The organism is Streptomyces sp. NPDC048185 (assembly GCF_043202495.1).
Taxonomy (GTDB): domain Bacteria; phylum Actinomycetota; class Actinomycetes; order Streptomycetales; family Streptomycetaceae; genus Streptomyces.
On record NZ_JBIDAN010000001.1, the window covers coordinates 417,277 to 443,145 of the forward strand.

General features: G+C 72.9%; 22 protein-coding genes. 12 read left to right on the plus strand and 10 right to left on the minus strand.

Annotated elements, in window-relative coordinates; translation table 11 throughout:
- Positions 1-77: 77 nt before the first annotated feature.
- Positions 78-434, minus strand: coding sequence for an iron-sulfur cluster assembly accessory protein (locus ACGF3H_RS01935; RefSeq protein WP_030405042.1), 357 nt, complete (start codon positions 432-434; stop codon positions 78-80).
- Positions 435-684: 250 nt separating this feature from the next.
- Here ACGF3H_RS01935 and nadA point away from each other — a divergent pair, with 250 nt between their 5' ends.
- Together nadA and ACGF3H_RS01945 are read left to right on the plus strand one after the other, a co-directional pair.
- On the plus strand, positions 685-1,869 hold the full coding sequence (gene nadA, locus ACGF3H_RS01940; RefSeq protein WP_362500480.1) for a quinolinate synthase NadA: 1,185 nt from the start codon (positions 685-687) through the stop codon (positions 1,867-1,869).
- A 139-nt stretch (positions 1,870-2,008) separates the two neighbouring features.
- A complete protein-coding gene (locus tag ACGF3H_RS01945; protein ID WP_362500479.1) occupies positions 2,009-3,517 on the plus strand; it encodes a DUF4246 domain-containing protein in 1,509 nt (502 codons plus the stop codon).
- Positions 3,518-3,616: 99 nt separating this feature from the next.
- Here the strand turns inward: ACGF3H_RS01945 and ACGF3H_RS01950 are convergent, their stop codons facing one another.
- The 5 genes from ACGF3H_RS01950 to ACGF3H_RS01970 all read right to left on the minus strand — a co-directional run bounded on the left by ACGF3H_RS01950 (position 3,617) and on the right by ACGF3H_RS01970 (position 10,146).
- Positions 3,617-6,733, minus strand: coding sequence for an efflux RND transporter permease subunit (locus tag ACGF3H_RS01950; protein WP_362500478.1), 3,117 nt, complete (start codon positions 6,731-6,733; stop codon positions 3,617-3,619).
- Between the two features lie 152 nt (positions 6,734-6,885).
- Positions 6,886-7,572: a response regulator transcription factor gene (locus ACGF3H_RS01955; RefSeq protein ID WP_362500477.1), complete on the minus strand. Its 687-nt coding sequence runs from the start codon at positions 7,570-7,572 to the stop codon at positions 6,886-6,888.
- Positions 7,569-8,789 carry a sensor histidine kinase gene (locus ACGF3H_RS01960; protein ID WP_362500476.1) on the minus strand — a complete coding sequence of 407 codons (1,221 nt, stop codon included), beginning with the start codon at positions 8,787-8,789 and terminating at the stop codon, positions 7,569-7,571. The genes ACGF3H_RS01955 and ACGF3H_RS01960 overlap by 4 nt, the downstream gene beginning before the upstream one ends.
- Positions 8,790-9,055: 266 nt before the next feature.
- Positions 9,056-9,340: a hypothetical protein gene (locus ACGF3H_RS01965; protein WP_362500475.1), complete on the minus strand. Its 285-nt coding sequence runs from the start codon at positions 9,338-9,340 to the stop codon at positions 9,056-9,058.
- A gap of 20 nt (positions 9,341-9,360) precedes the next feature.
- Complete coding sequence (locus ACGF3H_RS01970) at positions 9,361-10,146, minus strand: PspA/IM30 family protein (protein WP_362500474.1); 786 nt, start codon at positions 10,144-10,146, stop codon at positions 9,361-9,363.
- A gap of 272 nt (positions 10,147-10,418) precedes the next feature.
- On the opposite strand from ACGF3H_RS01970, the gene ACGF3H_RS01975 reads away from it, so the two are divergent.
- From ACGF3H_RS01975 to ACGF3H_RS01985, 3 genes are all read left to right on the plus strand, one after another.
- Positions 10,419-11,057, plus strand: coding sequence for a DUF3043 domain-containing protein (locus ACGF3H_RS01975; RefSeq protein WP_362500482.1), 639 nt, complete (start codon positions 10,419-10,421; stop codon positions 11,055-11,057).
- An 80-nt stretch (positions 11,058-11,137) separates the two neighbouring features.
- The gene (locus tag ACGF3H_RS01980) at positions 11,138-11,875 is read left to right on the plus strand and encodes a class I SAM-dependent methyltransferase (RefSeq protein ID WP_362500481.1); all 738 of its coding nucleotides are present in this window, start codon (positions 11,138-11,140) and stop codon (positions 11,873-11,875) included.
- 68 nt (positions 11,876-11,943) lie between these two features.
- The gene (locus ACGF3H_RS01985) at positions 11,944-13,044 is read left to right on the plus strand and encodes a trypsin-like peptidase domain-containing protein (RefSeq protein ID WP_362500473.1); all 1,101 of its coding nucleotides are present in this window, start codon (positions 11,944-11,946) and stop codon (positions 13,042-13,044) included.
- 60 nt (positions 13,045-13,104) lie between these two features.
- Here ACGF3H_RS01985 and ACGF3H_RS01990 read toward each other — a convergent pair whose 3' ends face one another.
- Positions 13,105-13,317 carry a hypothetical protein gene (locus ACGF3H_RS01990; RefSeq protein ID WP_189228162.1) on the minus strand — a complete coding sequence of 71 codons (213 nt, stop codon included), beginning with the start codon at positions 13,315-13,317 and terminating at the stop codon, positions 13,105-13,107.
- A gap of 180 nt (positions 13,318-13,497) precedes the next feature.
- Here ACGF3H_RS01990 and ACGF3H_RS01995 point away from each other — a divergent pair, with 180 nt between their 5' ends.
- The gene (locus ACGF3H_RS01995; protein ID WP_362500472.1) at positions 13,498-14,697 is read left to right on the plus strand and encodes a bifunctional adenosylcobinamide kinase/adenosylcobinamide-phosphate guanylyltransferase; all 1,200 of its coding nucleotides are present in this window, start codon (positions 13,498-13,500) and stop codon (positions 14,695-14,697) included.
- Here the strand turns inward: ACGF3H_RS01995 and ACGF3H_RS02000 are convergent.
- Entirely contained in the window at positions 14,686-15,441 is a 756-nt protein-coding gene (locus ACGF3H_RS02000) for a class I SAM-dependent methyltransferase (RefSeq protein ID WP_362500471.1), read from the minus strand. The two genes, ACGF3H_RS01995 and ACGF3H_RS02000, sit on opposite strands and share 12 nt — an antisense overlap.
- A gap of 150 nt (positions 15,442-15,591) precedes the next feature.
- Here ACGF3H_RS02000 and cobT point away from each other — a divergent pair, with 150 nt between their 5' ends.
- Positions 15,592-16,650 carry a nicotinate-nucleotide--dimethylbenzimidazole phosphoribosyltransferase gene (cobT, locus tag ACGF3H_RS02005; RefSeq protein ID WP_362500470.1) on the plus strand — a complete coding sequence of 353 codons (1,059 nt, stop codon included), beginning with the start codon at positions 15,592-15,594 and terminating at the stop codon, positions 16,648-16,650.
- Positions 16,651-17,173: 523 nt separating this feature from the next.
- On the opposite strand, the gene ACGF3H_RS02010 is transcribed toward cobT, so the two are convergent.
- Positions 17,174-17,920: a hypothetical protein gene (locus tag ACGF3H_RS02010; protein ID WP_362500469.1), complete on the minus strand. Its 747-nt coding sequence runs from the start codon at positions 17,918-17,920 to the stop codon at positions 17,174-17,176.
- Positions 17,921-17,980: 60 nt separating this feature from the next.
- Between ACGF3H_RS02010 and ACGF3H_RS02015 the strand changes: the two genes are divergently transcribed.
- Positions 17,981-18,763, plus strand: a complete 783-nt coding sequence (locus ACGF3H_RS02015; RefSeq protein ID WP_362500468.1) for an adenosylcobinamide-GDP ribazoletransferase — start codon at positions 17,981-17,983, stop codon at positions 18,761-18,763.
- Between the two features lie 3 nt (positions 18,764-18,766).
- Here the strand turns inward: ACGF3H_RS02015 and ACGF3H_RS02020 are convergent, their stop codons facing one another.
- On the minus strand, positions 18,767-19,573 hold the full coding sequence (locus ACGF3H_RS02020) for an endo alpha-1,4 polygalactosaminidase (RefSeq protein WP_362500467.1): 807 nt from the start codon (positions 19,571-19,573) through the stop codon (positions 18,767-18,769).
- A 245-nt stretch (positions 19,574-19,818) separates the two neighbouring features.
- On the opposite strand from ACGF3H_RS02020, the gene ACGF3H_RS02025 reads away from it, so the two are divergent.
- The 4 genes from ACGF3H_RS02025 to ACGF3H_RS02040 all read left to right on the plus strand — a co-directional run bounded on the left by ACGF3H_RS02025 (position 19,819) and on the right by ACGF3H_RS02040 (position 25,721).
- Positions 19,819-21,357: a leucyl aminopeptidase gene (locus tag ACGF3H_RS02025; protein ID WP_362500466.1), complete on the plus strand. Its 1,539-nt coding sequence runs from the start codon at positions 19,819-19,821 to the stop codon at positions 21,355-21,357.
- A 312-nt stretch (positions 21,358-21,669) separates the two neighbouring features.
- On the plus strand, positions 21,670-23,058 hold the full coding sequence (lpdA, locus tag ACGF3H_RS02030) for a dihydrolipoyl dehydrogenase (RefSeq protein ID WP_362500465.1): 1,389 nt from the start codon (positions 21,670-21,672) through the stop codon (positions 23,056-23,058).
- Positions 23,059-23,123: 65 nt separating this feature from the next.
- Positions 23,124-24,890 (plus strand): 2-oxoglutarate dehydrogenase, E2 component, dihydrolipoamide succinyltransferase, encoded by a 1,767-nt coding sequence (gene sucB, locus ACGF3H_RS02035; RefSeq protein ID WP_362500464.1) that lies wholly within the window; start codon positions 23,124-23,126, stop codon positions 24,888-24,890.
- A gap of 207 nt (positions 24,891-25,097) precedes the next feature.
- Positions 25,098-25,721, plus strand: a complete 624-nt coding sequence (locus ACGF3H_RS02040; RefSeq protein ID WP_362500463.1) for a GntR family transcriptional regulator — start codon at positions 25,098-25,100, stop codon at positions 25,719-25,721.
- The last annotated feature ends 148 nt before the right edge of the window (positions 25,722-25,869 follow it).

Genomic DNA, 25,869 nt, shown 5'->3' on the forward strand with positions numbered 1-25,869 from the left:
GGCCGGGAGGGTGACGCAAAAGGGCGGCGGCCCGGGAGGAATCCCGGGCCGCCGCCCTTCGCGCGGTGTCGCGCGGCTCAGCTGAAGGAGTCGCCGCAGGCGCAGGAGCCCGTCGCGTTCGGGTTGTCGATCGTGAAGCCCTGCTTCTCGATCGTGTCCACGAAGTCGATGGTGGCACCGCCCAGGTACGGGGCGCTCATGCGGTCGGTGGTGACCTTGACCCCGCCGAAGTCCTTCACGACGTCGCCGTCGAGCGAACGCTCGTCGAAGAAGAGCTGGTAGCGCAGGCCGGAGCAGCCGCCGGGCTGGACGGCGACGCGCAGCGCCAGGTCGTCGCGGCCTTCCTGGTCGAGCAGGGCCTTGACCTTGGCCGCGGCGGCGTCGGTCAGGATGATGCCGTCGGTGACGGTGGTGGTCTCGTCCGATACGGACATCTACATCTCTCCCGGGTTGTACGGAGACTGCTTGCCGACGGTTCCAACCGACGGGGCCGCGGATTCATTCCGGGACGGACCCGTGATTGCTCCTCGGCCTTCTCTTCATGCTCGCACATGCCCCGCAGAGCGGACAGCGGCTCGGGGACCGGGATTCACGTCACACCGACACGATGGGCATCGTCAAAGTGACGTGAACCGGTTATGATATATAGCGTCAGTTAGACGAAAAGTAGAAAGGGTGCGTGTCGTGACCACCGCCCAGCCCCAGGAGCTCGACGTGCAGCCGACGCCCCTCGCCCTGTTGCTGCTCGGCCGCGAGGCCGACCCGAGGAGCGAGCGCGGCGTGGAGTGCCCCGGCGACCTGCCCTCGCCCTCCGACCCGGACCTGGTCGCGCGCGCCCGTGCGGCCAAGGAGAAGCTCGGGGACAAGGTCTTCGTCCTCGGTCACCACTACCAGCGCGACGAGGTCATCCAGTTCGCGGACGTCACGGGCGACTCGTTCAAGCTGGCCCGGGACGCCGCCGCGCGCCCGGAGGCCGAGTACATCGTCTTCTGCGGCGTCCACTTCATGGCGGAGTCGGCGGACATCCTGACCTCCGACGACCAGAAGGTGGTCCTGCCCGACCTCGCGGCCGGCTGCTCCATGGCGGACATGGCCACCGCCGAGCAGGTCGCCGAGTGCTGGGACGTGCTGACCGAGGCCGGGATCGCCGAGCAGGTCGTGCCCGTCTCGTACATGAACTCCTCCGCGGACATCAAGGCGTTCACCGGCAAGCACGGCGGCACCATCTGCACCTCCTCCAACGCCGAGCGGGCCCTGAACTGGGCCTTCGAGCAGGGCGAGAAGGTGCTGTTCCTGCCGGACCAGCACCTCGGCCGCAACACCGCGGTGCGCGACATGGGCATGTCCCTGGAGGACTGCGTCGTCTACAACCCCCACAGGCCGAACGGCGGGCTGACGGCCGAGGAGCTGCGCGCCGCGAAGATGATCCTGTGGCGCGGTCACTGCTCGGTGCACGGCCGCTTCGGCCTGGACTCGGTGAACGACGTGCGCGAGCGCATCCCGGGCGTGAACGTCCTGGTCCACCCCGAGTGCCGGCACGAGGTCGTGGCCGCGGCGGACTACGTCGGCTCGACCGAGTACATCATCAAGACCCTGGAGGCGGCCCCGGCCGGTTCCAAGTGGGCGATCGGCACCGAGCTGAACCTGGTCCGGCGACTGGCGAACCGTTTCGCTTCCGAGGGCAAGGAGATCGTCTTCCTCGACAAGACGGTCTGCTTCTGCTCGACGATGAACCGCATCGACCTGCCGCACCTGGTGTGGGCGCTGGAGTCCCTCGCCGAGGGCACCCTCGTCAACCGGATCGAGGTCGACAAGGAGACCGAGGCGTTCGCGAAGCTGGCGCTGGAGCGGATGCTGGCGCTGCCGTAACCGCCGGCGCCGGTCCTCCGAGCTCGACGGCCGCCACGAACAGCCCCTCGTGGCGGCCTCGCGCCGCCTCCCGGCCGCGGTGTCGGTGCCCTGCCGTAGGCTTCGCGCCGCCGCACACCGACCGGGAGGATCCGGAGAGTTGACCGATTCCCTTGCTTTTCCGCTGCCCTTTCACGCATCCCGCTCCATAGCGTTCGCCAAGCCCCGGACGCTGCGGGAACTCGAGATCATGGAGTGCAGCGCCCACATCCGGTCGAAACCGGCGTGGTTCGAGAAGGCCGACGACCCCGACATCGTCGCCAGGTGGACGCGGGAGGCGCTCGCCCAGGGCCTCACCGAGGCCCAGGTGCGTTACGTGCTGGCCGAGCTCGGGCACTACGCCGCGCTGCGGGACGGACGGACCGGCGTCGAGGTCTCGGCCGTCGACGGGGTGTGGCAGTCGGACACGCTGGTGGACGACGAGCTCGGCTCCCGGCTGCGCGAGGCGGTCCGGGTCCTGGAAGAGGTCCCCGAAGCCGAGCGGGACTGGCACCCCGGTTCCGGCGGCCAGGTGCTCGATCTGGTGCATCCTTCACTTTTCTGCCTGGTCAGGGACGTCAGCGGCGCTCCTGAGCGGGCTTGGCTGAATCCGACCGACCGCTACTCGCGGCACGAGTTCTCGGAGCGGTTCCAGTGGCTGCCCACGGACGTCGACGTCGATGACGACGGCGACGTGACCTTCCGCTCGTACGTCAACAACGTCCACCCCGAGGCCCATCGCGAGCTGGCCGCCGTCCTGCCGGACCTGTTCGCGCGCATGCTCCCGCTGCTGGAGAACGTGCTCACCGACCTGCGCCGTCCGCGGCCCCCGCGGATCGAGGCCGATCCCTACGGCTGGTACGACTCGGAGCCGGAGTACCCGGACAGGTCCTCCTTCGGCGACGACGAGGCCCACGCGGAGGCCGTCCGCGCCTGGGAGGAGGCACAGGACGCCTGGTGGGAGAACCGCCGCCCGGTGGTCCCCGACGCCCCGGACTTCACCCCGCCCGAGCTGCCCGGCGAGACCGACCGGGTCGTCTTGCGCGGCCGCCGTCTCCAGGTCATCGTCAAGCTCGCCACGATTCACCTCACCCCGGACGAGCCCGAGTACCCCGGCGGCTCCTGGCACGTCGAGGGGATGCTGAACGAACGGATCGTCTCGACCGCCCTCTACTACTGGGACAGCGAGAACATCACCGAGAGCCGGCTGAGTTTCCGGACGGCGCTCGACGACCCGGACTACGAACAGAGCGACGACAACGGGGTGCGCGAGGTCTACGGCCTGGAGAACGAGGACGCGCTGAACCAGGTGCTGGGGTCGGCGTCGACCCCGGCGGGCCGCGCCCTGGCGTTCCCGAACGTCCTGCAGCACCGCGTCGGCTCGTTCCGCCTCGTGGACCCCAGCCGCCCGGGCCACCGCAAGATCCTCGCGTTCTTCCTGGTCGACCCGTCGCAGAACATCGTGTCGACCTCCGACGTGCCCCCGCAGCAGCCGTGGTCCGACACCTCCACCATGACGCTCGAAGAGGCCAAGGGCTACCGCGAGGAACTCATGCGGGAACGCAAGTTCTTCGTCGACGAACACAACGAGCAGCTCTACGAACGGGAGTTCTCCCTGTGCGAGCACTGAGGCACCACGCCTAGCCAGGGCCTGTCCCGGGTCGCGCACGACGCGAAGGGGCGCCCCGTGGCGGGTCCACGGGGCGCCCCTTCCTCGTACCGGCAGGTGTCAGACCTGGGCCGGCTCCGGTTCCTCCGCGGGCCGCGCCTCCTCGGGCAGCCCCTTCTTCGCCGCCCGCTTCTTCGCGCGCCGCTCCTTGCGCAGCTCCAGCATCGCGTAGAGCGTCGGGACCAGCAGCAGGGTCAGCAGCGTCGAGGTGATCAGGCCGCCGATCACGACGACCGCCAGCGGCTGGGCGATGAAGCCGCCCTCGCCGGTGACGCCCAGCGCCATCGGGAGCAGGGCGAAGATCGTCGCCAGGGCCGTCATCAGGATGGGCCGCAGACGGTGCCGGCCGCCCTCGATCACGGCCTCGACGACGCCGTGGCCCTGCTTGCGGTACTGGTTGATCAGGTCGATCAGCACGATGGCGTTGGTGACCACGATGCCGATCAGCATCAGCATGCCGATCATCGCCGGGACGCCCATCGGGGTGCCCGTGGCGATCAGCAGGCCGATCGCGCCGGTCGCGGCGAACGGGATCGACACCAGCAGGATCAGCGGCTGGGCCAGCGACCGGAAGGTGCCCACCAGCAGCATGAACACGATGGCGATCGCCGCGAGCATGGCGAGGCCCAGGTTGACGAAGGCCTCGTCCTGGTCGGCGGTGACGCCGCCGATCTCGGCCGTGGCGCCGGCCGGCAGGTCCAGGCCGTCGATCTTCGACTGGAGGTCCGCGCTGACCGCGCCGGTGTTGTCGCCGGTCGGCTTGGCGGTGACGGTCGCCGCGCGCTGCCCGTCGATGCGGGTCATCGAGACCGGGCCGTCCACCAGCTGCACGGTGGCGATGTCACCGAGCTTGACCGGGCCCAGGTTCAGCGCCTTCAGCTCGGCCATCGTCCGGGCGGGCTGGGCCGACCTGATGACGACGTCGCGCTCGGTGTCGTCCAGGGTCGCCTTGGCCGCCGGGGTGCCGCGCACCGCCTGGGCGACGGCCGCGCCCAGGGTCTGGTCGGTGAAGCCGGCACCGGCCGCCTTGGCGTTGGCCTTGACCGAGATGCGCGGGACGCTCTGCGCCAGGTCGCTGGTGACGTCGGTGACGTCGTCGAGCCCGGCGACCGTCTTGCGGACCTGCTCGGCGGCGTCGCGCAGCACCTGCGCGTCGGCGGCCTTGACGACGACGCTCAGGTCCTGGCTGCCGAAGCCGTCTCCGGCGGCGAGCGTGGTGGTGCCGATGCCGTCGCCGAGGTTCGCCAGCCCGTCCTCGATGTGGTCCTGGACGTCCTCGGAGGACGCCGAGTCCTCCAGCATGATCTGGTACGAGGCCTGGTTGGTGTCCGTGCCGCCGCCGAAGGCGGCCATGAAGCCGGACGAGCCGATGGTGACCTGGTAGTCCTTGACGCCCTCGGTGTCGCCGAGCAGCTTCTCGACCTTCTTGACCTGCGCGTCGGTCGCGCCGAGGCTGGTGCCGGGCTTCAGCTCCTGCTTGACGCTGAGGACCTCCTGCTCGCCCTGGTCGAAGAAGTTCGTCTTCAGCAGCGGCGCCATGCCGAAGGTGCCGACCAGCACGACGACCGCGATGGCCACGCTGGTCAGGCGGCGGCGGGTGGCGAAGCGCAGGACGGGGACGTAGAAGCGCTGGAGGCGGCTGTTGGCCTCCTTCTCCTCCGCGAGGCGGCGGGCCTCGGCCGCGTCCTCCGGCGTGCCCTTCGGGGGCCGCAGGAACCAGTACGAGAGCACCGGGACGACCGTCAGCGACACCAGCAGGGACGCGAGCAGCGCGGCGGTGACGGTGAGGCTGAAGGAGCCGAACAGCTCGCCGACCATGCCGCCGACCAGACCGATCGGCAGGAACACGGCGACCGTGGTGAGGGTGGACGAGGTGACCGCTCCGGCGACCTCGCGGACGGCGCCCAGGATGGCGTCCTTGCGCTCCTCGCCGTAGCCGAGGTGCCGCTTGATGTTCTCCAGGACCACGATCGAGTCGTCGACGACGCGGCCGATGGCGATGGTCAGCGCGCCCAGCGTCAGCATGTTGAGCGACAGGTCGCGCGTCCACAGGACGATCAGCGCCAGCACCACCGACAGCGGGATGGAGACCGCGGTGACCAGGGTGGAGCGGATCGACGCCAGGAAGACCAGGATGACCAGGACGGCGAAGAGCAGGCCGAGCCCGCCCTCGGTGGTCAGGCCGGAGATGGCCTTGGAGACCGCCGGGCCTTGGTCGCTGACGACGGTGAGGGTCGCACCGGAGCCGAGCTGCTCGCGCAGGTCGGGGAGCTTGTCCTCGACGGCGTTCGAGATGGAGACCGCGCTGCCGTCGTGGTCCATCGTCACGGCGACCGCGAGGGACGGCTTGCCGTTGGTGCGGGTGAGGGAGTCGGCCTCGGCCTCCTCCTCCTTGACGGTGGCGACGTCGCCGAGGCGGACCGGCTCGTCGACGCCCTCACCGGTGACCATGAGGTCCTGGATCTGCTTCAGCGAGGTGAAGCCGCCGCCGACCTGGACGGTGCGGTTGGCGCCCGCCTCGTCGAAGGAGCCGGCCGGGACGGTCGCGCCGCCCGCCTGGAGGGACTGGGCGAGCGCCTGCGGGCTCACCTTCGCCGCGGCCAGCTTCGCCGGGTCCGGCGTGACGGTGACCTGGACGTCGCGGACGCCGTCGACGACGACCTGGGCGACGCCGTCGATGTCCTTCAGCTCGGTCACGACCGTCTTGTCGAGCTGGTCGGCCAGCGCCTGCTGGTCCTTGTCCGAGGTGACGGCGAGGACGACGGTCGGGATGTCGTCCGTCGAGCCGGAGATGACCTGCGGGTCCACGTCGTCGGGGAGCTGGGCGCGGGCCCGGTTCACGGCCTGCTGGACGTCGGCGACCAGCTGCTGGGTGTCCGGGCCGTAGTCGAAGGACGCCATGATGACGGCGTTGCCCTCACTGGCCGTGGAGGTGACGCCCGAGATCCCGTCGACCGCTTCGAGGCTGTCCTCGATGGGCTCGACGACCTGCTTCTCGACCACGTCGGGCGAAGCGCCCTGGTACGGCGCCAGCACGGACACCATGGGCAGTTCGATGGTGGGCAGCAGCTGCTGCTTGAGCTGGGGGATGGCGATCGCGCCGAAAACGAGCGCGACGATCGACATCAGGCCTATCAGGGCCCGTTGCGCGAGGCTGAATCTCGACAGCCAGGACATGGATCAGGGTCTCTCTTCTGTGGCCGAGCGGAGGAAGGGCACAAGTGAGCGCCTACCTCACACCCTGAGCCATGGACGCCGCCGGTTCCCTAGGCCCCAGGTCCATTTCCTTATCCGGCGCATACTCCCGGCGCAGTACGGCCGGGTGGGTGTCACTCCACCCTTGGACGTACCAGCCCGGATTCGTACGCGGTGACCACCAGCTGGGCCCGGTCGCGGGCGCCCAGCTTGGCCATCGCCCGGTTGACGTGCGTCTTCACCGTGAGCGGGCTGACCTCCAGCCGCTCGGCGATCTCGTCGTTGGAGTGCCCGCCGGCCACCTGCACCAGCACCTCGCGCTCCCGCACGGTCAGCGTGTCGAGCTTCCGGGCGCGCGCCGGGTCGCGGCCGGCGTCGTCCGCGCTGCCCTCCTGGGCGAGGAAGCGGGCGATGAGCCCCTTGGTGGCGGTCGGGGACAGCAGTGCCTCGCCGCCGGCCGCGACGCGGATCGCGCTGAGCAGCTCCTCCGGCTCCGAACCCTTGCCGAGGAAGCCGGAGGCGCCGGCGCGCAGCGACTGCACCACGTAGTCGTCGACCTCGAAGGTGGTCAGTATGACCACGCGGACGTGGGCGAGATCGGGGTCGGCGCTGATCGTCCGGGTGGCGGCGAGACCGTCCGTGCCGGGCATGCGGATGTCCATCAGCACCACGTCGGGCCGGTGCTCGGCGGCCAGCCGGGCCGCCTCGGCGCCGTCGGACGCCTCGCCCACCACCTCCATGTCGGGCTCGGAGTCGACGAGCACCCGGAAGGCGCTGCGCAGCAGTGCCTGGTCGTCGGCGAGCAGGACACGGATCGTCATACGGCATCCTTCGCGGCGTCGTCGTGGTTCCTGACGGGAAGGATCGCATGGACCCGGAAGCCGCCTCCGTAGCGGGGACCGGTGGTGAGGGTGCCGCGCACGGCGGTGACGCGCTCGCGCATGCCGAGCAGCCCGTGTCCGCCGCCGTCGGCGGGGGCGTCCGCCTCGCCGGCACCGTCGTCGAGGACGGTGACCTCGATGTTCGGCCCCACCCGGACGATGCTGACCTCGGCCCTCGCCCGCGGTCCGGCGTGCTTCTGCACGTTGGTCAGGGCCTCCTGGATGATCCGGTAGGCGGCCAGGTCGACGGCGGTGGGCAGGGCGGTGCCCTGGTCGGCGCGGGCCACCTCGATGTGCAGGCCGGCGTGGTGGAAGGTGGCGACGAGTTCGTCGAGCCGGTCCAGACCGGGGGCCGGTTCGGTCGGGGCCTTGGGGTCGTCGGACTGGCGGAGCAGCCCGACGGTGGCGCGCAGCTCGTTGAGCGCGGACCTGCTGGCCTCCCGTACGTGGGCGAGGGCCTCCTTGGCCTGGTCGGGCCGCTTGTCCATGACGTGGGCGGCGACCCCGGCCTGGACGTTGACCAGGGCGATGTGGTGGGCGACGACGTCGTGCAGGTCGCGGGCGATGCGCAGCCGCTCCTCGGCGACGCGGCGCCGGGCCTCCTCCTCGCGGGTCCGCTCGGCCTTCTCGGCGCGCTCCCGGATGGCCCGGACGAAGGCGCGGCGGCTGCGGACGGCGTCCCCTGCGGTGGCGCCGATGCCGGTCCAGGCGAAGACGGCGAGGTTGTCCTGCGCGTACCAGGGCAGGGGGCCGGCCAGCATGGCGGCGCCGGTCAGCACGGTCATGGTGAGCAGGCCGACCCGCCAGGTGGTGGAGCGGTCGGTGGTGGCGGCGACGGTGTAGAGGGCGACGACGGCGGCCATGACGACGGGGGCGCGGGGGTCGCCGGTGACGCACTCGACGATCGAGAGACAGCCGGTGAACGCGAGGACCGGCAGCGGGGCGCGGCGGCGCAGGACGAGCGCGGCGGCGCCCAGCACCATGAGCAGCAGGCTGAGCGGGTCGGGAGTGCGGACGCCCCAGGTGACGCCGTCCGGGCCGTGCGGGTCGGCGAAGGATCCGGCCACCATGCACACGAGGACGGCCGCGGCGAGGCCCGCGTCCAGGGCGGAGGGGTGCGCGCCCAGACGGCAGCGGGCGCGGGCGAGGGTGCTCACGCGTGTCTACGGTAGCCGTAGCGGGCGTCTCTTCGCGGGGTGCCCGGCGCTCCGGTGGACGCCCGGGGGCTGCGCCCCCGGAACCCCCCTTCGGTCTGAACGGCCTCGTCCTCCAACGCCGGACGGGCTGAAAGTGACCGGCGTGGCCGCGGTGCCGGACCACGTGCACAGTGCCCGGCGTCGGCACCGCGCCGAACCACGTGACAGTGACCGGCGTCGGCACCGTGCCGGACGGCGTGACGGTGACCGGCGTCGCCGCGGTGGCGTCAGGCGCCGTCCGGGATGAGGCCGTCGTCGCTGAGGAGTTCCTGGACCTCCTCCAGGGTGGCGTCCGGAGAGGGAAGGATCAGGTCCGACGGCTCCAGGGAGTCGTCCGGCAGCGGCTCGCCCAGCTCGCGGACCTTGGCCAGCAGGGCCTGGAGGGTCTCGCGGAAACCGGGGCCGTCACCGTTCTCCATCTCGGCGAGGAGTTCGTCGTCCAGCTTGTTCAGCTCGGCGAGGCGGCCGTCGGCGAGCGCCACCTGTCCCTCCCCCATGATCCTCACGATCATGTCGCCCTCCTAGGCGTGGGCTACTGCTTGTCGAAACGCGGAGTGTCCTGTGGCTGCTGCTGGGGCTGCGACTGGCCCTGGCCGCCTTCGAGGGCCTGCCGGTCGGACGTACCGCCGCCGGCGAGCTCGGCCTTCATGCGCTGCAGCTCCAGCTCTACATCCGTACCACCGGAGAGCCGGTCCAGCTCGGCCTGGATGTCGTCCTTGTGCATCCCGGACTGGTCGTCCAGGGCGCCGGAGGCGAGCAGCTCGTCGATGGCACCGGCCCGCGCCTGGAGCTGGGCGGTCTTGTCCTCGGCCCGCTGGATCGCCAGGCCCACGTCGCCCATCTCCTCGGAGATGCCGGAGAACGCCTCGCCGATGCGGGTCTGCGCCTGGGCCGCCGTGTAGGTGGCCTTGATGGTCTCCTTCTTCGTGCGGAAGGCGTCCACCTTGGCCTGCAGGCGCTGGGCCGCGAGAGTGAGCTTCTCCTCCTCGCCCTGGAGGGTGGCGTGCTGCGTCTCCAGGTCGGTCACCTGCTGCTGGAGCGCGGCGCGGCGGGAGAGGGCCTCGCGGGCCAGGTCCTCGCGGCCGAGCGCGAGCGCCTTGCGGCCCTGGTCCTCCAGCTTGCCCGACTGGGACTGGAGCTGGTTGAGCTGGAGCTCCAGGCGCTTGCGGCTGGTCGCCACGTCGGCGACGCCGCGGCGCACCTTCTGCAGCAGCTCAAGCTGTTTCTGGTACGAGTAATCGAGGGTCTCGCGCGGGTCCTCGGCCCGGTCCAGGGCCTTGTTGGCCTTCGCGCGGAAGATCATCCCCATACGCTTCATGACACCGCTCATGGGCTTCGCGCGCCCCCTTCTGACCGACTCCAGCTCCAGCGACTGCAACAGAACCCACAGTACGGGCCCTGCATCCATTACCGCACTGTTCGGGGACGGATGCGCTCATCCCCAAGGACGACTGCGTACGCTCCCGGTCCGGCGCAGGGAGTAGGTGCTCCCCGGGGACACGCCCCGGAGTCCCGGTGCCGGGGGCTGTGCGCAACGTCCCCTCTGTCCCCTTACGGACGACTGGCGTTGCCGGATCGTTCCCCACCGGGCTGGGGTCCACACTCCCCCACCCCGTACCCTTGGGTTTTGTGTTCCGTAGCCGTGCCAAGGAAGAGAAGGCACCGAGCCTCGTCAAGACGCCGGTGACCGACTCCAAGCAGCCCCGCGACCCGCAGGCCCCGAAGGGCAGGCCCACGCCCAAGCGCAGTGAGGCCCAGTCCCAGCGCCGCAGCGTCGCCAACACCCAGATGACGCGCAAGGAGGCCGCCAAGCGTCAGCGCGAGGAGCGCCGGTCCCAGATGGAGCGGCAGCGCCAGGCGCTGGCGAGCGGCGACGAGCGGTACCTGCCGGCCCGTGACAAGGGCCCGGTCCGCAAGTTCGCGCGCGACTTCATCGACTCGCGGTTCAACATCGCCGAGTACTTCCTGCCCATGGCCGTGGTCATCCTCGTGCTGAGCATGATCCGGGTGGCGTCGCTGCAGAACATCGCGCTGCTGCTGTGGCTGATCGTGATCGTGCTGATCGTGCTCGACTCGCTCGTCACCGGCTTCCGGCTGAAGAAGCGTCTCGCGGAGCGCTTCCCCGACGACCGCAAGCGCGGCGCGGTCGCCTACGCGCTGATGCGCTCGCTGCAGATGCGCCGGCTCCGGCTGCCCAAGCCGCAGGTCAAGCGCGGGGAGCGGCCCTGAGCACCACGCCGTTCGCCGGGGGCGCGGCCGACGCCTGGCTGGGCCGGCCGGGTGGTCTGCGGGACGTCGTGCGCCAGGAGCTGGTCGCCCGGCAGCTCGACGAGCAGATAGCCGGCCGCTTCCCGGTGGGCAAGCGGCTGCGGGTGCTCGACGTCGGCATGGGCCGGGGCACCCAGGCGCTGCGGCTGGCACGGGCCGGGCACCAGGTGACCGGCCTGGAGCGGGACACCACGCTGATCGCCGCGGCGCGTGAGGCCCTGGCGGTCCAGCCGGAGGGCATCCGGGAACGGATGCGGATCATCGAGGGCGACGGCCGGGACACCGGCGTGCACTTCCTGCCGGGCAGCTTCGACCTGGTGCTGTGCCACGGGGTGCTGATGCACGTCGAGGAGCCCGACCCGCTGCTCGCCGGGCTGGCCCGCATGCTCGCCCAGGGCGGTCTGCTGTCGCTGCTGGTGCGCAACGGGGACGCGCCAGCCATGCACCCGGGTCTGAGCGGCGACTGGGCCGGCGCGCTCGCCGCCCTCGACACCGCCGCGCACCTCCCCCATGCCCGGACCGACACCGGGGGTGCCCCCGCCCGCCCCGGCCCCGACGTCCGCGCCGACCGGCTGGCGACGCTGACGGCCAGGCTCGCGGGCATCGGCGCCCCCCTGCACGCCTGGTACGGCGTCCGGGTCTTCACGGACGCGGCGGCCGACGCCACGGCGGCACCGGACGACCCCGGGACGCTGCTGGCCGTCGAGGAACGGGCCGGACGGACGGACCCGTACCGCGGGGTCGCGGCCCTGCTGCACCTGTGCGGGGTGCGGGGCTAGGGCCCCGGCGGCGCCCGTTCGGATGCTGTGCGGAAGCAGGACGTCCGGGCCGCCGTGAGACTCGGGCCATGGACGTCTCCCGTACCCGTAGGTCCCGGTTCCGTGCCCCCGTAGCCGCGCTGGCGTGCTCCCTGCTGGTCCTCACCGGCTGCTCCGCGGCCGGCTCGGATGCCGGGTCGGGGTCGGGGTCCGGCACCGGCAGCGGGCGGGAGGCCGCCACGGCCCGGGCCGCCGCACCGGCCGCGGCCGACGACCTGCAGAGCGACTACCAGCAGGTGATCAGGGACGTCCTGCCCTCGGTCGTGCAGATCCAGGCCGGGGACGGCCTCGGCTCGGGGGTCGTGTACGACGACCAGGGCCACGTCGTCACCAACGCCCACGTCGTCGGGGACCGGACGTCCTTCCGGGTGACGACCGCCCACAGCGAGGACCCGCTGTCCGCGCGGCTCGTCTCCTCCTACCCCGAGCAGGACCTCGCGGTCGTCAAGCTGGACACGGTGCCCGACGGGGTGAAGGCGGCCGGGTTCGAGGACTCGTCGAAGGTCGAGGTGGGACAGATCGTGCTGGCGATGGGCTCGCCGCTCGGGCTGTCGTCCAGCGTGACGCAGGGCATCGTGTCGGCGACCGGACGGACCGTCACCGAGGGCCGCAGCGGCGGGGGCACGGGGGCGACGCTCGCCGACATGGTGCAGACCTCGGCGGCCATCAACCCCGGCAACAGCGGCGGCGCCCTGGTGAACCTCGACGGCCGGGTCATCGGCATTCCGACGCTCGCCGCGACCGACCCCGCGCTCGGCGACAGCGCGGCACCCGGCATCGGGTTCGCGATCCCCTCCTCGACGGTGAAGACGATCGCCGGCCAGATCATCGAGCACGGCAAGGTCACCGACTCGGGACGGGCCGCCCTCGACATCACCGCCCGGACGGTCGTCGGCGACGACTACCGCCCCGCCGGCGTGGCGATCGTCAGCGTCGAGGAGGGCGGTGCCGCGGCCCGGGCGGGGCTGCGGGCCGGGGACGTCATCACGAGGCTGGGCGACACGGACATCACCACGATCACCTCGCTCTCCGAGGCCCTGGCGTCGATGCGGCCGGGCGACCGCACGAAGGTCACGTACACCCGCGGCGGCGACGAGCGCACCGCCGAGGTGACGCTGGGCGAGCAGTGACGCGGGAGGGGACGGCCCTGTCGTGGCCGTCCCCTCCCCCGACGCCGGTCAGGCCCCCGTTCAGGCCTCCTCGGCGTGCAGGCTCATCGGCCCGTAGATCTCCGTGGAGTCCTCGAACAGCCGCACCTGGTCCGTGCCGCCCTCCTGGAGGTCCTTCCAGTGCTCCCCGATCCAGGACTCGGCGTCCCCTTGCGTGGTGAACTCCTCGGGCTGCACCGCGGGCTGGACCTCCGTCCCGCCGGCCGTCTCGAACCGCCACGTCCATGCCGCCATGTACGCCTCCAAGATGTGAGCACATGCAGAGCGGAAGCCGGATCTTGGTCCGTCTCCCGGTCGCAGCCTATGCGCTGAGCCGGGCGCGTCGTAGAAGGCCGGGGTACGACCGCGGGGCCGGCGGCGCCCTCGGGGGCCTCGGGCGCGCACGTCGTGGGGCGACCGGCGATGATCGGGGGCGTGGACGTGACTCTGCTCGGCACCGGTGCCCCCGCGGGACTGCCCCGCCCCGACTGTCCCTGCGCGGCGTGTGCCGCGGCCCAGGGCGAGAACGCGCGTGCGGCGACCGCGCTGCTGGTGGACGGGGCGCTGCTCCTCGACCTGACGCCCGGTGCCGCGTTCGCCGCCGCGCGCGCCGGGCACTCCCTGGGGGGCGTTCGGCAGGTGCTGCTGTCCCACCCGCACGACGGTCCCGCCGTGGAGGTGCCGGCGGGGCTGCCGCAGCCGGGGCGGGTGCCGGACGGGCGGGAGCTGGCGCTGCTGACGGGGCACCGGGTACGGGCGGTCGCGATGGACTCGCCGGGCACCGGGTACGCCGTGACGGGACCGGACGGACAGCGGCTGCTGTACCTGCCGCCGGGCGGGGCGCCGGCCGGTCTCGAGGAGCCGGCCGAGTCCTACGACCTGGTCCTCGCGGACGTCGTGGGGCGCCCGGACGGGCTGGCGAAGCTGCGGGCGGTGGGGGCGGCGGGCCCGACGACGGACGTCGTCGCCGTCCATCTCGGCCACGACGTGCCGCCGGGCCGGGAGCTGGCGCGGCGGCTCGCGGCGGCGGGGGCGCGGGCGGTGCCGGACGGCACGACGCTGACGGTGGGCGTGTACGAGGACGTGCCCGACGTGCCGCGGCGGACCCTCGTCCTGGGCGGGGCCCGGTCGGGCAAGTCGGTGGAGGCCGAGCGGCGGCTGGAGTCCTTCCCGGACGTGCTGTACGTGGCCACCGGCGGCTCCCGCAACGGGGACACCGAGTGGGCGGCCCGGGTCTGCGCGCACCGCGAGCGGCGGCCGGGCTCGTGGCGCACCGTCGAGACCTGCGACCTGGTCCCGCTGCTCAAGGACGACGGGCCGCCGCTGCTCGTCGACTGCCTCTCCCTGTGGCTGACGGACGCGATGGACGCCGTGGGGGCGTGGGACGACGCGGAGTGGGCCGACGGTGGCGAACGGGCCCTGCGCGACCGGGTGCGGGAGCTGACGGAGGCGGTGCGCGCCACCCGGCGCACGGTCGTCGCCGTGTCGAACGAGGTCGGGTCGGGGATCGTGCCGGCCACCGCGTCGGGCCGCCGCTACCGGGACGAACTCGGGCGGCTGAACGCGGCGTTCGCCGGCGAGTGCGAGCAGGTGCTGCTGGTGGTGGCGGGGCAGGCGCTGGTGCTACGGGGCTGACGGCTCCTTGCGGGCGACGAGACGGGCCGTCCGCTCGCCGGTGAGGACCGTGCAGCCGCGGGCCTCCAGCTCGGCGCGCAGGCCCACCGGGTGCGCCGAGCCCGGCGGCAGGGAGAACAGGCGGCGCGGGTCGGTGACGTCCAGGAGGAGATGGCCGCCGGGGCGCAGGACGTGGAGGGCCGCGCGGAGCTCGGCGCGCGGGTCCGGGACGCGTTCGAGCTGCTGGAAGAGGCTGACGACGTCGTAGCGGGCGCGGAGCCGGGCGGCGATGTGCCGGTCCGTCAGCCGCCCGACGTACGCCTCCTCGACGCGGTCGGCCGCGCGGGCCCGCAGGACGCGGTGCGTGGGGTCCACGCCGTCGAACGCGGTGTACGGGAAGTACCGGCGCGCCGCCCGGGGGAAGTCGGCGTCGCCGGTGCCCACGTCCAGCCAGCTCTCGGGCTCGGGGCAGCGGCGGAGCATCGCACGGGCGGCCAGGACGTGTCTCAGACCGACCCCGGCCCGGACGGCCGGGTGTCCGGGCCGGGGTGCGGGCAGGGGGTTGCGGAACGTGTGCCGGCAGTCCCGGCACCGGTCGAGGACGCAGTGGGCCGGCGCGCCCTGCGGCGGGCCCTGGCGGCCGGGCCGGGAGCGCAGCCGACGCGAGCCGCACCAGGGGCAGTCGGCGCGGTGCGGTCCGTACAGGGGGACGGGAGGCACCGGGGGCACGGGAGACGGCACCGAGGGGGCGGAGGACGCGGACATGGGCGGCTCCCGACAGGTGGAGGAGGACGTACGACAATCCAGCACAAAACGTTACGGAGGGGATGGCGATCCGGAGGGCAACGACGCCGGTCCGGCGCGGTGCGGATGTGACCTCCGTGGTGTTCGACCGGGGCCGGTACTGTTCGGCGAATGAGCTCGCTGAATCTCGACGACTTCACCGATCTGATCGAGCGCCCCGACGGCGGGGTGCGCCGCGACGCCGAGGCGCGCCGGGAGCGTCAGGCCGTGCCGCCCGGTTCGCTGGGCCGGCTGGACGACCTGGGCGAGTGGCTGGCCGCGGCGCAGTCCGCCGTGCCGGTACGGCCGGTCGAACGGCCCCGCGTGGTGCTCTTCGCCGGTGACCACAAGGTCGCCGAGCTGGGCGTGTCGGCACGTCCCGCGGGCGGCGCGGGCGAACTGGTGCGCGAGGTGCTGGAGGGCGGCCGGCCGGTGTCGGTGCTCGCGCGGCGCCTCGGGGTGCCGGTGCGGGTGGTCGACATGGCCCTGGACTGCGACCCGGAGACGCTGCCGGCCGAGGTCGTGAAGCACCGGGTGCGGCGCGGCGGCGGGCGCATCGACATCGAGGACGCGCTGACCCACGAGGAGGCGGAGGCCGCCTTCCGGGCCGGGACGGCGGTGGCCGACGAGGAGGCCGACTCCGGTACGGATCTGGTGGTGCTCGGCGATGTGAGCGTGGGCGGGACGACGGCGGCGGGCGTGCTGGTCGCGGCGCTGTGCGGGACCGACGCGTCGGTCGTCACCGGGCGGGGCGGGCTGGCCATCGACGACCTGGCGTGGATGCGCAAGTGCGCGGCCGTCCGGGACGCGCTGCGGCGGGCCCGGCCGGTGCTCGGCGACCAGTTGCAACTGCTGGCGACGGTGGGCGGTGCCGACCTCACCGCGATGACGGGCTTCCTGCTGCAGTGCGCGGTGCGCAAGGTGCCGGTGATCCTGGACGGCGTGGTGAGCGCGGCGTGCGCGCTGGTGGGTCAGCGGGTGGCGTTCCGGGCGCCGGACTGGTGGCTGGCGGCGCACGACAGCGGGGAGCCGGGGCAGGCGAAGGCACTGGACCGGATGGCACTGGAGCCGTTGCTCGCGCAGGGCGTGACGGTGGGTGAGGGCGCGGGGGGTCTGCTGGCGTTGCCGCTGGTACAGGCCGCGGCGGCACTCGCGGCGGAGCTGCCGGAGGTCTCCGACGGAGGCGAGTGAACGGACCCGCCGGCCCGACGCAGCCGAGGGGTGACACGGTCCCGGCACTGCGAGGTGACCGGCGCGGGTGCGGGCCGGGGGTGGGTGACGCGGCCCGGCGCTGCGAGGTGACCGGCGCGGGTGCGGGCCGGGGTGGCGCACGGTGCCCGGCGCGGGTGCGGGCCGGGGATGGGTGACGCGGCCCGGCGCTGCGAGGTGACCGGCGCGGGTGCGGGCCGGGGTGGCGCACGGTGCCCGGCGCGGGTGCGGGCCGGGGGTGGGTGACGCGGCCCGGCGCTGCGAGGTGACCGGCGCGGGTGCGGGCCGGGGTGGGGCACGGTGCCCGGCGCTGCCGGGTTGCCTCCCCCACTCTCGGCTTCGCTCGAGCGGGGGACCCCCACCGCCCACCCGTGCCGCCCTGGGGGTACCTCCCAGGCCGTTCAGGCACTGGGGGAGGCACGACTGTGGGTCAACGCGCTACGCGCACCCCCACCGGAGCCGCACAGGCCGCCGCGGCGTCCCGCACCACCGCCGGCGGCACTCGTCACGCCCCCGGTGGGTCCGGACGGCCGCCGATCCAGTTCTCTAGGGTGCGGCGCGGGCCGGACCAGCGGCGGTCGTGGTGGTAGGCCCGCAGCCGCGCCTTGGCCCGTGCCCGCGGGCGGCGGCCGTAGAAGCGGCGGGCCCAGAAGGACCCGGGCCGGGCCAGCCGGACGGCACCGATCAGGGCGACGAGCGGAACGATCACGCCGAAGATCGCCAGCCGTGCCTTGCCCTTGGCCAGGGCGAGCAGGGAGAAGAGGAAGTTGCCCGCCACGGTCGCGATGACGTTGGCGCGGTCCTGCAACTCGTCCTGCGAGAGGTTGTCGACGCCGAACGGCGTGAAACCGGCGAGGACCAGGCCGACCAGCGCCGCGGTGACCACCACGACCTCCACGCTCTTGCGCCCGGCCTCCGTCCAGTAGACGTCGTCGAGGTGGAGGATCAGCGCGAACTCGTCCAGCACGAGCCCCGCCCCGATCCCGAACACCACCGCCGCGAGGGCGGAGCCGAACCCGTGCCGCCCACCGGCGACCGCGCCGAAGCCGCCGACGACGGTGAGGACGACCCCGGGGACCACGTGGTGGATGTGCACACCGCCCGCCTGGACGTTCCCGAACGGCCCCTTGCCCGCCCGGATCAGCCGCGTGACGATCCGGGTCGTCACGAAGGTCAGCACGAAGGCGCCGAGCGCGAGGAGCAACGGCAGCTTGCCCGGTTCCACGATGTTCCGCTGCCACCAATCTCCCATATGCGCACTTTATCCCCGACCCCGGGAAGTGCCCCGGTGACCGCCGGGTAGTCTGCGCCGGTGCTCAGGACCCCCTCCCCCCACGGCCTCCGGTTCGCGTTCGGCACCCTCACCGTGCTCCCGGTCCGGGTGACCCGCTGGGACCGCGGGGCGGCACGCGGCGGCATGCTGTGCGCCCCGCTGGCCGGGCTCGTCGTCGGCGCCGCTGCCGCCGCCACCGGACTCGTGCTGCTCCTCCTCGAGGCCGGCACCCCGCTCGCGGCGATCGCCACCGCCGCCGTACCCGCCGTCCTCACCCGGGGACTGCACCTGGACGGACTGGCCGACACCGCGGACGGGCTGGGCAGCGGAAAGCCCGCCGAGGACGCCCTGCGCATCATGAAGCAGTCGGACATCGGCCCGTTCGGCGTGATCGCCCTGGTCTTCGTGCTGCTGGCCCAGGTCGCCGCGCTGACGCAGGCGTACGACGACTCGTGGGCGCGCGGCGCGCTCGCCGCCGTGGTCTCGGCGACCGCCGCCCGGCTGGCGCTCACCCTGGCCGCCCGCGCCGGGGTCCCGGCCGCCCGCCCGGAGGGGCTGGGCGCCGCGGTCGCCGGGGTGGTCCCGGCGGGCGGGGCACTGGCCGCGGCCGTCGCCGTCACGGCGGCCGGAGCGGCGGCGGGCGCGTTCCTCGGGACGCACGACGCGCTGCGGACGGCGCTCGCCGTGCTGTGCGCGGTCGCCGTCGCCGAACTGCTGCTGCGGCACTGCGTCCGCCGCTTCGGCGGGGTCACCGGTGACGTCTTCGGCGGGGTCGCGGAGACGGCGGCCACGGCCGCGCTGGTCGTGCTGGTGCTGGGCTGACGCTCAGCAGGCCTCGCGCCACGCCCCGAGTTCGTACGTCTTCCGCATCGAACTCAGCCCCAGCGCGCGGGACTCGGCGCAGAAGCGGTCGGCCGGCAGCTCGTACTCGACGTGGAAGACCGCCTTGTCCGCGTCGACGAACGGCTTGTTGCGTGCGCACCCGCCGTACTGCGCGCACTGCTCGTCGACCGCGAAGTCGAAGTCGCCGACCAGCTCCGGGATCTGGTCGAGGTCGTTCTTGAGGCCGACGGCCATGCCCCGGTCGTGGGCGAGCCTCGCGATCAGCCGGTTCCAGCGGAACTGGTCGCCGGCGGTGAGCGGGAAGCCGGTCTCGTTCCGGTACCCGTCCATGTTGTCCGGGTTATCCGGGTTGTCCGGCTCCACGGTGTCGAAGCCCTTGTCGCGGCACATGTCGAGGCGCTCGGCCATCAGCGGCTCCAGGACGTCCGTCGCCCGGATGTCCAGCCGGCGTTCGCCCTCCCAGCCGTTGCCCTCGCCCAGCACCGACCGGGGGAACGCGGCAGCGTCGGGGCGGAAGTCCTCCCAGGCACCGGTGGACACGTAGCAGATGACCTTGCGGCCGTCGTCGTGCAGGGCGGCCACGGTGGCCGCGGGGTGGTCGAAGCCGTCGATGTCGTGGACCGGCACGTCGACGGTGGTGTCGAGCCTGCCGCTGAGCTGCCACTGCCAGGCGGTGCCTGGGCGCGGCCGCCAGGGGCCGGCGTCGCTCCGCCCGTCGTCGTCGGGGGACGAGGTCGAGCATCCCGCGACCAGCAGGAGCAGGGCGGTCACCAGGGCGGGGCGTCTCATGGGGCGTGCTCCGGGGGGTGCGGGGGCGGCGTACCCCCGGGATGATCCCGTACGCCCGCGGCGGCGCGGGAAACGCGGGGCGCGGCAGCGAGCGGTCCGGGGCGCGAGCGTAGGCTCGTGCCGGGTGTTCGCCTGCCCAGGTGGATACCACACCGCAGGAGGGATCTAGGGTCGGTTGTCGGGCCCGGTCGACCCACCCGCATTCGGCCCTACAGGACTTCATACGGAAGCGAGAATTCACCACCGTGACTGCTCTCACTCTCTCCACCGCAGCGGTGCCCGGCCTGCGGGCCGACGCGATCGTGATCGGTGTCGCCAAGGGCGCACGCGGCCCCGTCGTCGCACCGGGCGCCGAGGCCGTGGACAAGGCGTACGACGGCAGGCTCGCCGACGTGCTGGAGACCCTCGGTGCCTCCGGCGCCGAGGGCGAGGTGACGAAGCTGCCCGCGCCGTCCGGCTTCAAGGCCCCCGTCGTGGTGGCCGTCGGCCTGGGCGCGGAGCCCGAGAAGGACACCGCGTTCGACGCGGAGGCGCTGCGCCGGGCCGCCGGTGTCGCCGCCCGCGCGCTCGCCGGCGCCAGGAAGGCCGTGTTCGCGCTGCCGCTGACGGAGGCCGCCGACGCCGGCGTCGTCGGTGAGGGCGTGCTGCTCGGCGCGTACTCCTTCGACGCGTACAAGGAGAACGGCCGTCAGGCGCAGGGCACCGCGAAGGCGAAGAACGGCAAGGCGCCGCTCGCCGAGGCCGCGCTGCTCGGCGGCAAGCCGCGCGACAAGGCGTACAAGGCCGCGATCGAGCGGGCCGCGGCCGTCGCCGAGGAGCTGAACCGCGCCCGCGACCTGGTCAACACCCCGCCGAACGACCTGAACCCGGAGGCGTTCGCCGCGATCGCGCAGGCGGCCGCCAAGGAGCACGGCATCAAGGTGCAGGTGCTCGACGAGAAGGCGCTCACCAAGGGCGGCTACGGCGGCATCCTCGGTGTCGGCGCCGGTTCGGCGTCGGGGCCGCGGCTGGTGAAGCTGTCGTACACCTCGTCCAAGGCGACGAAGTCGCTCGCCTTCGTCGGCAAGGGCATCACCTACGACTCGGGCGGCATCTCGCTGAAGCCGGCCGGGCACAACGAGACGATGAAGTGCGACATGGCCGGTGCCGCCGCCGTGTTCGCCGCGGTCGTCGCCGCCGCCCGCCTCGGCCTCGAGGTCAACGTCACCGGCTGGCTGGCGCTGGCCGAGAACATGCCGTCCGGTTCCGCCACCCGCCCGGGCGACGTGCTGCGCATGTACAGCGGCAAGACGGTGGAGGTCCTCAACACCGACGCCGAGGGCCGTCTCGTCCTCGCCGACGCCCTGTGGGCGGCCTCGCAGGAGAACCCGGACGCGATCATCGACGTGGCGACGCTGACCGGCGCGATGATGCTGGCGCTGGGCAGCCGTACGTACGGCGTCATGGCGAACGACGACGCGTTCCGTGCCGCGGTGCACGAGGCGGCGGAGGAGGTCGGCGAGCCGGCGTGGCCGATGCCGCTGCCGGAGCACCTGCGCAAGGGCATGGACTCCGCGACCGCCGACATCGCCAACATGGGTGAGCGGATGGGCGGCGGGCTGGTGGCCGGCCTGTTCCTGCGCGAGTTCGTCGGCGAGGGCATCACCTGGGCCCACCTGGACATCGCGGGTCCGGCCTACAACGAGGGCGGGCCGTTCGGGTACACGCCGAAGGGCGGCACGGGCACGGCGGTGCGGACGCTGGTGCGGGTCGCGGAGCTCACCGCCGCGGGCGAGCTGGGCTGACGGCGCCTGTGAGCTCGGGGGGCGTGGGTGGTCGTGCGGCTGCGGGTCCGTCGTGGCTCGTCGCGCGGTTCCCCGCGCCCCCGGGGGCGTGACCCCCTGGCGTCGGCGCCGGGTGGACGTGTGCTGTCGCGCCCTTCCAAGGGAACGTGGGGTGTCTCACACCCCGGCCCCGCGTCTCGTTCGGCTCTCACAAGTGCGAAGATGGGGCTCGGCAGGACAGGGCCCCAACCAAGGGCCGAAGAACGAGCGGCCGGACACCAGCCGCCAGCCGGTCACCGACGACCGGTGGCGCACATGCATGGAGGACGTGACGTGGCGAACGACGCCAGCACCGTTTTCGACCTAGTGATCCTCGGCGGTGGTAGCGGTGGTTACGCCGCGGCCCTGCGCGGGGCGCAGCTGGGTCTGGACGTCGCCCTGATCGAGAAGGACAAGGTCGGCGGCACCTGCCTGCACAAGGGTTGCATCCCCACCAAGGCCCTGCTGCACGCGGGTGAGATCGCCGACCAGGCCCGCGAGAGCGAGCAGTTCGGTGTGAAGGCCACCTTCGAGGGCATCGACGTACCGGCCGTCCAGAAGTACAAGGACGACGTGATCTCGGGCCTGTACAAGGGCCTGCAGGGCCTGATCGCCTCGCGCAAGGTGACCTACATCGAGGGTGAGGGCCGCCTGTCCTCCCCGACCTCGGTGGACGTGGGCGGTCAGCGCATCCAGGGCCGCCACGTCCTGCTGGCGACCGGCTCCGTGCCGAAGTCGCTGCCGGGCCTGGACATCGACGGCAACCGGATCATCTCCTCCGACCACGCCCTCGTCCTGGACCGCGTGCCGAAGTCCGCGATCATCCTGGGCGGCGGCGTCATCGGCGTCGAGTTCGCCTCCGCGTGGAAGTCCTTCGGCACCGACGTCACGATCATCGAGGGCCTCAAGCACCTCGTGCCGGTCGAGGACGAGAACAGCTCCAAGCTGCTGGAGCGCGCCTTCCGCAAGCGGGGCATCAAGTTCAACCTGGGCACCTTCTTCGACAAGGCCGAGTACACCCAGGACGGTGTCAAGGTCACCCTCGCCGACGGCAAGGAGTTCGAGGCCGAGGTCCTGCTCGTCGCCATCGGCCGCGGCCCGGTCTCGCAGGGCCTGGGCTACGAGGAGGCCGGGGTCGCCATGGACCGCGGCTACGTCCTGGTCGACGAGTACATGCGCACGAACGTCCCGACCATCTCCGCCGTCGGCGACCTGGTCCCGACGCTCCAGCTCGCGCACGTCGGCTTCGCCGAGGGCATCCTGGTGGCGGAGCGGCTGGCCGGTCTGAAGACCGTCCCGGTCGACTACGACGGCGTGCCCCGGGTGACGTACTGCCACCCGGAGGTCGCCTCCGTCGGCATCACCGAGGCCAAGGCCAAGGAGATCTACGGCGCGGACAAGGTCGTCGCCCTGAAGTACAACCTAGCCGGCAACGGCAAGAGCAAGATCCTCAAGACCACCGGCGAGATCAAGCTCGTCCAGGTCAAGGACGGTGCCGTGGTCGGCGTCCACATGGTCGGCGACCGCATGGGCGAGCAGGTCGGCGAGGCCCAGCTGATCTACAACTGGGAGGCGCTGCCCGCCGAGGTGGCCCAGCTCATCCACGCCCACCCGACGCAGAACGAGGCGCTCGGCGAGGCCCACCTGGCGCTGGCCGGCAAGCCGCTGCACTCCCACGACTGACCTTCCCTCGGTCACTGGGCGCGACGACACAGACTTCCGCAATTTCGTAAGGAGCAACCGAAACCATGGCGGTTTCCGTAACCCTTCCGGCGCTCGGCGAGAGCGTCACCGAGGGCACCGTCACCCGCTGGCTCAAGGCCGAGGGTGAGCGCGTCGAGGCCGACGAGCCGCTGCTCGAGGTCTCGACCGACAAGGTCGACACCGAGATCCCGGCCCCCGCCTCCGGCGTGCTGTCCTCCATCAAGGTCGCCGAGGACGAGACGGTCGAGGTCGGCGCCGAGCTGGCCCTGATCGACGACGGCACCGGTGCCCCGGCCGCCGAGGCCGCCCCGCAGGCCGAGCAGGTCGCCGAGCCGGCCCCCGAGCCGGCCGCGGCCGCCCCGTCCACCGAGCAGGCCGCCCCGGCGCCCGCTCCCACCGCCGAGGCCGCCGCCGGCGGCTCCGCCGAGGGCACCGACGTGGTCCTGCCGGCGCTCGGTGAGTCCGTCACCGAGGGCACCGTGACCCGCTGGCTGAAGTCGGTCGGCGACAGCGTCGAGGCCGACGAGCCGCTGCTCGAGGTGTCCACCGACAAGGTCGACACCGAGATCCCGGCCCCCGCCTCCGGCACCCTGCTGGAGATCGTGGTCGGCGAGGACGAGACCGCCGAGGTCGGCGCCAAGCTGGCCGTCATCGGCGAGGCGGGTGCCGCCCCGGCTCCGGCCGCCCCGGCCGCCCCCGCGCAGCCCGAGCCCGCCCAGGCCCCGGCTCCGCAGCAGGCCGCCCCGGCCCCGGCTCCGGCCGCCCCGGCGGCTCCGGCCCCGCAGGCGCCCCCGGCCCCCGCCCCGCAGCAGGCCGCCCCGGCGCCCGCCCCGGCTCCGGCTGCCGCTCCGGCCGCTCCGGCCGCCGCGCAGCCGGTGGACGACGGCGCCTACGTCACCCCGCTGGTGCGCAAGCTCGCCGCCGAGAACGGCGTCGACCTGTCCACCGTCAAGGGCACCGGCGTCGGCGGCCGCATCCGCAAGCAGGACGTCACCGCCGCCGCCGAGGCCGCGAAGGCCGCCGCGCCGGCTCCGGCCGCCGCCCCGGCCGCGCCCGCCGCGAAGAAGGCCCCCGCCCTGGAGGCCTCCCCGCTGCGCGGCCAGACCGTCAAGATGCCGCGCATCCGCAAGGTCATCGGCGACAACATGGTCAAGGCGCTGCGCGAGCAGGCCCAGCTGTCGTCGGTCGTCGAGGTCGACGTCACCCGCCTGATGAAGCTGCGCGCCCGGGCCAAGGACGCGTTCGCGGCCCGTGAGGGCGTCAAGCTCTCCCCGATGCCGTTCTTCGTCAAGGCCGCCGCCCAGGCGCTGAAGGCCCACCCGGCCATCAACGCCAAGATCAACGAGGCTGAGGGGACCATCACCTACTTCGACACCGAGCACATCGGTATCGCGGTGGACTCCGAGAAGGGCCTGATGACCCCGGTCATCAAGAACGCCGGTGACCTCAACATCGCCGGCATCGCCAAGGCCACGGCCGAGCTGGCGGGCAAGGTCCGCGCCAACAAGATCACTCCGGACGAGCTGTCCGGCGGGACCTTCACCATCAGCAACACCGGCTCGCGCGGCGCGCTGTTCGACACGATCATCGTGCCGCCGGGCCAGGTCGCCATCCTCGGCCTCGGTGCCACGGTCAAGCGTCCGGCCGTCATCGAGACGGAGGAGGGCACGGTCATCGGCGTCCGCGACATGACGTACCTGACCCTGTCCTACGACCACCGCCTGGTGGACGGCGCCGACGCCGCCCGGTACCTGACCGCGGTCAAGGCGATCCTGGAGGCGGGCGAGTTCGAGGTCGAGCTCGGCCTGTAATTCCCCTGCCAGTGGGCCCGTACGGTGCCCCCGCCCGGAGCTTCCCGGGCGGGGGCACCGTCGCGTTGCGACGGCGGCACGCTGTGTAAGTCTCGTCTCACCTGCGTAAAAGCGCCCCCGTGCGCCCTTCCCGCGCGCCGCGACGGCCGTATTGTCTAAGCGTCAACGCCCCCGGGGTCCGAAGGGGACCCTTCCGAAGGAGCTCTCATGACCGCGCCCGTCGTCCACTCGCTGCGGGAACAGATCCGCGAGCACATCCTGGAAGGGATCATCAGCGGACGCTGGCAGCCGGGCGAGCGGATCGTGGAGCGGCGGATCGCCACGGAGCTGGAGGTCAGCCAGACCCCGGTGCGGGAGGCACTGCGCGAACTGGAGTCGCTCCGGCTGATCGAGTCGGCGCCCAACAAGGGCGTGCGCGTGCGCAACCTGACCGCCGCCGACCTGGAAGAGAGCTACCCGGTCCGGGCGGGCCTGGAGGCCATCGCGGCGGAGCTGGCGGCGGATCGGCTCGCGGAGGACTGCTCCGTCCTGGAACCGCACGTCGCCGCGCTCTACGAGGCCGACCGGGTGGCCGACGGGACGGCCCAGGTGCGGCACACGGTGGGCTTCCACCGGGAGCTGGTGCGGGCGGCCGGCAACTCGGTGCTGCTGCACACGTGGGAGGGGCTGGGCATCGAGGTGTTCACGGCGCTGTCGATACGGTGGCTGGGGACGGTGCAGCAGTCGTACGCGGAGGAACACGAGGAACTGGTCGCGGCGTTCCGTCGCCGTGACCCGCGCATCCCCGAGCTCGTCAAGGCCCACGTCCTGGGCTGCGCGCCCCGCGCCTAGTTTTCTCGCCCCCGCCGCCCCTTCCCTTCCCGACCCTGGGGGGCCCCCCCCCCCCCCCCCCCCCCCCAACCCCCGCGGGGGGGGGGTGACCCCCGCCGGCGCGTCCGGGTTGACGGCCCGCACCCACTTCAACACGTCATCCCACCCG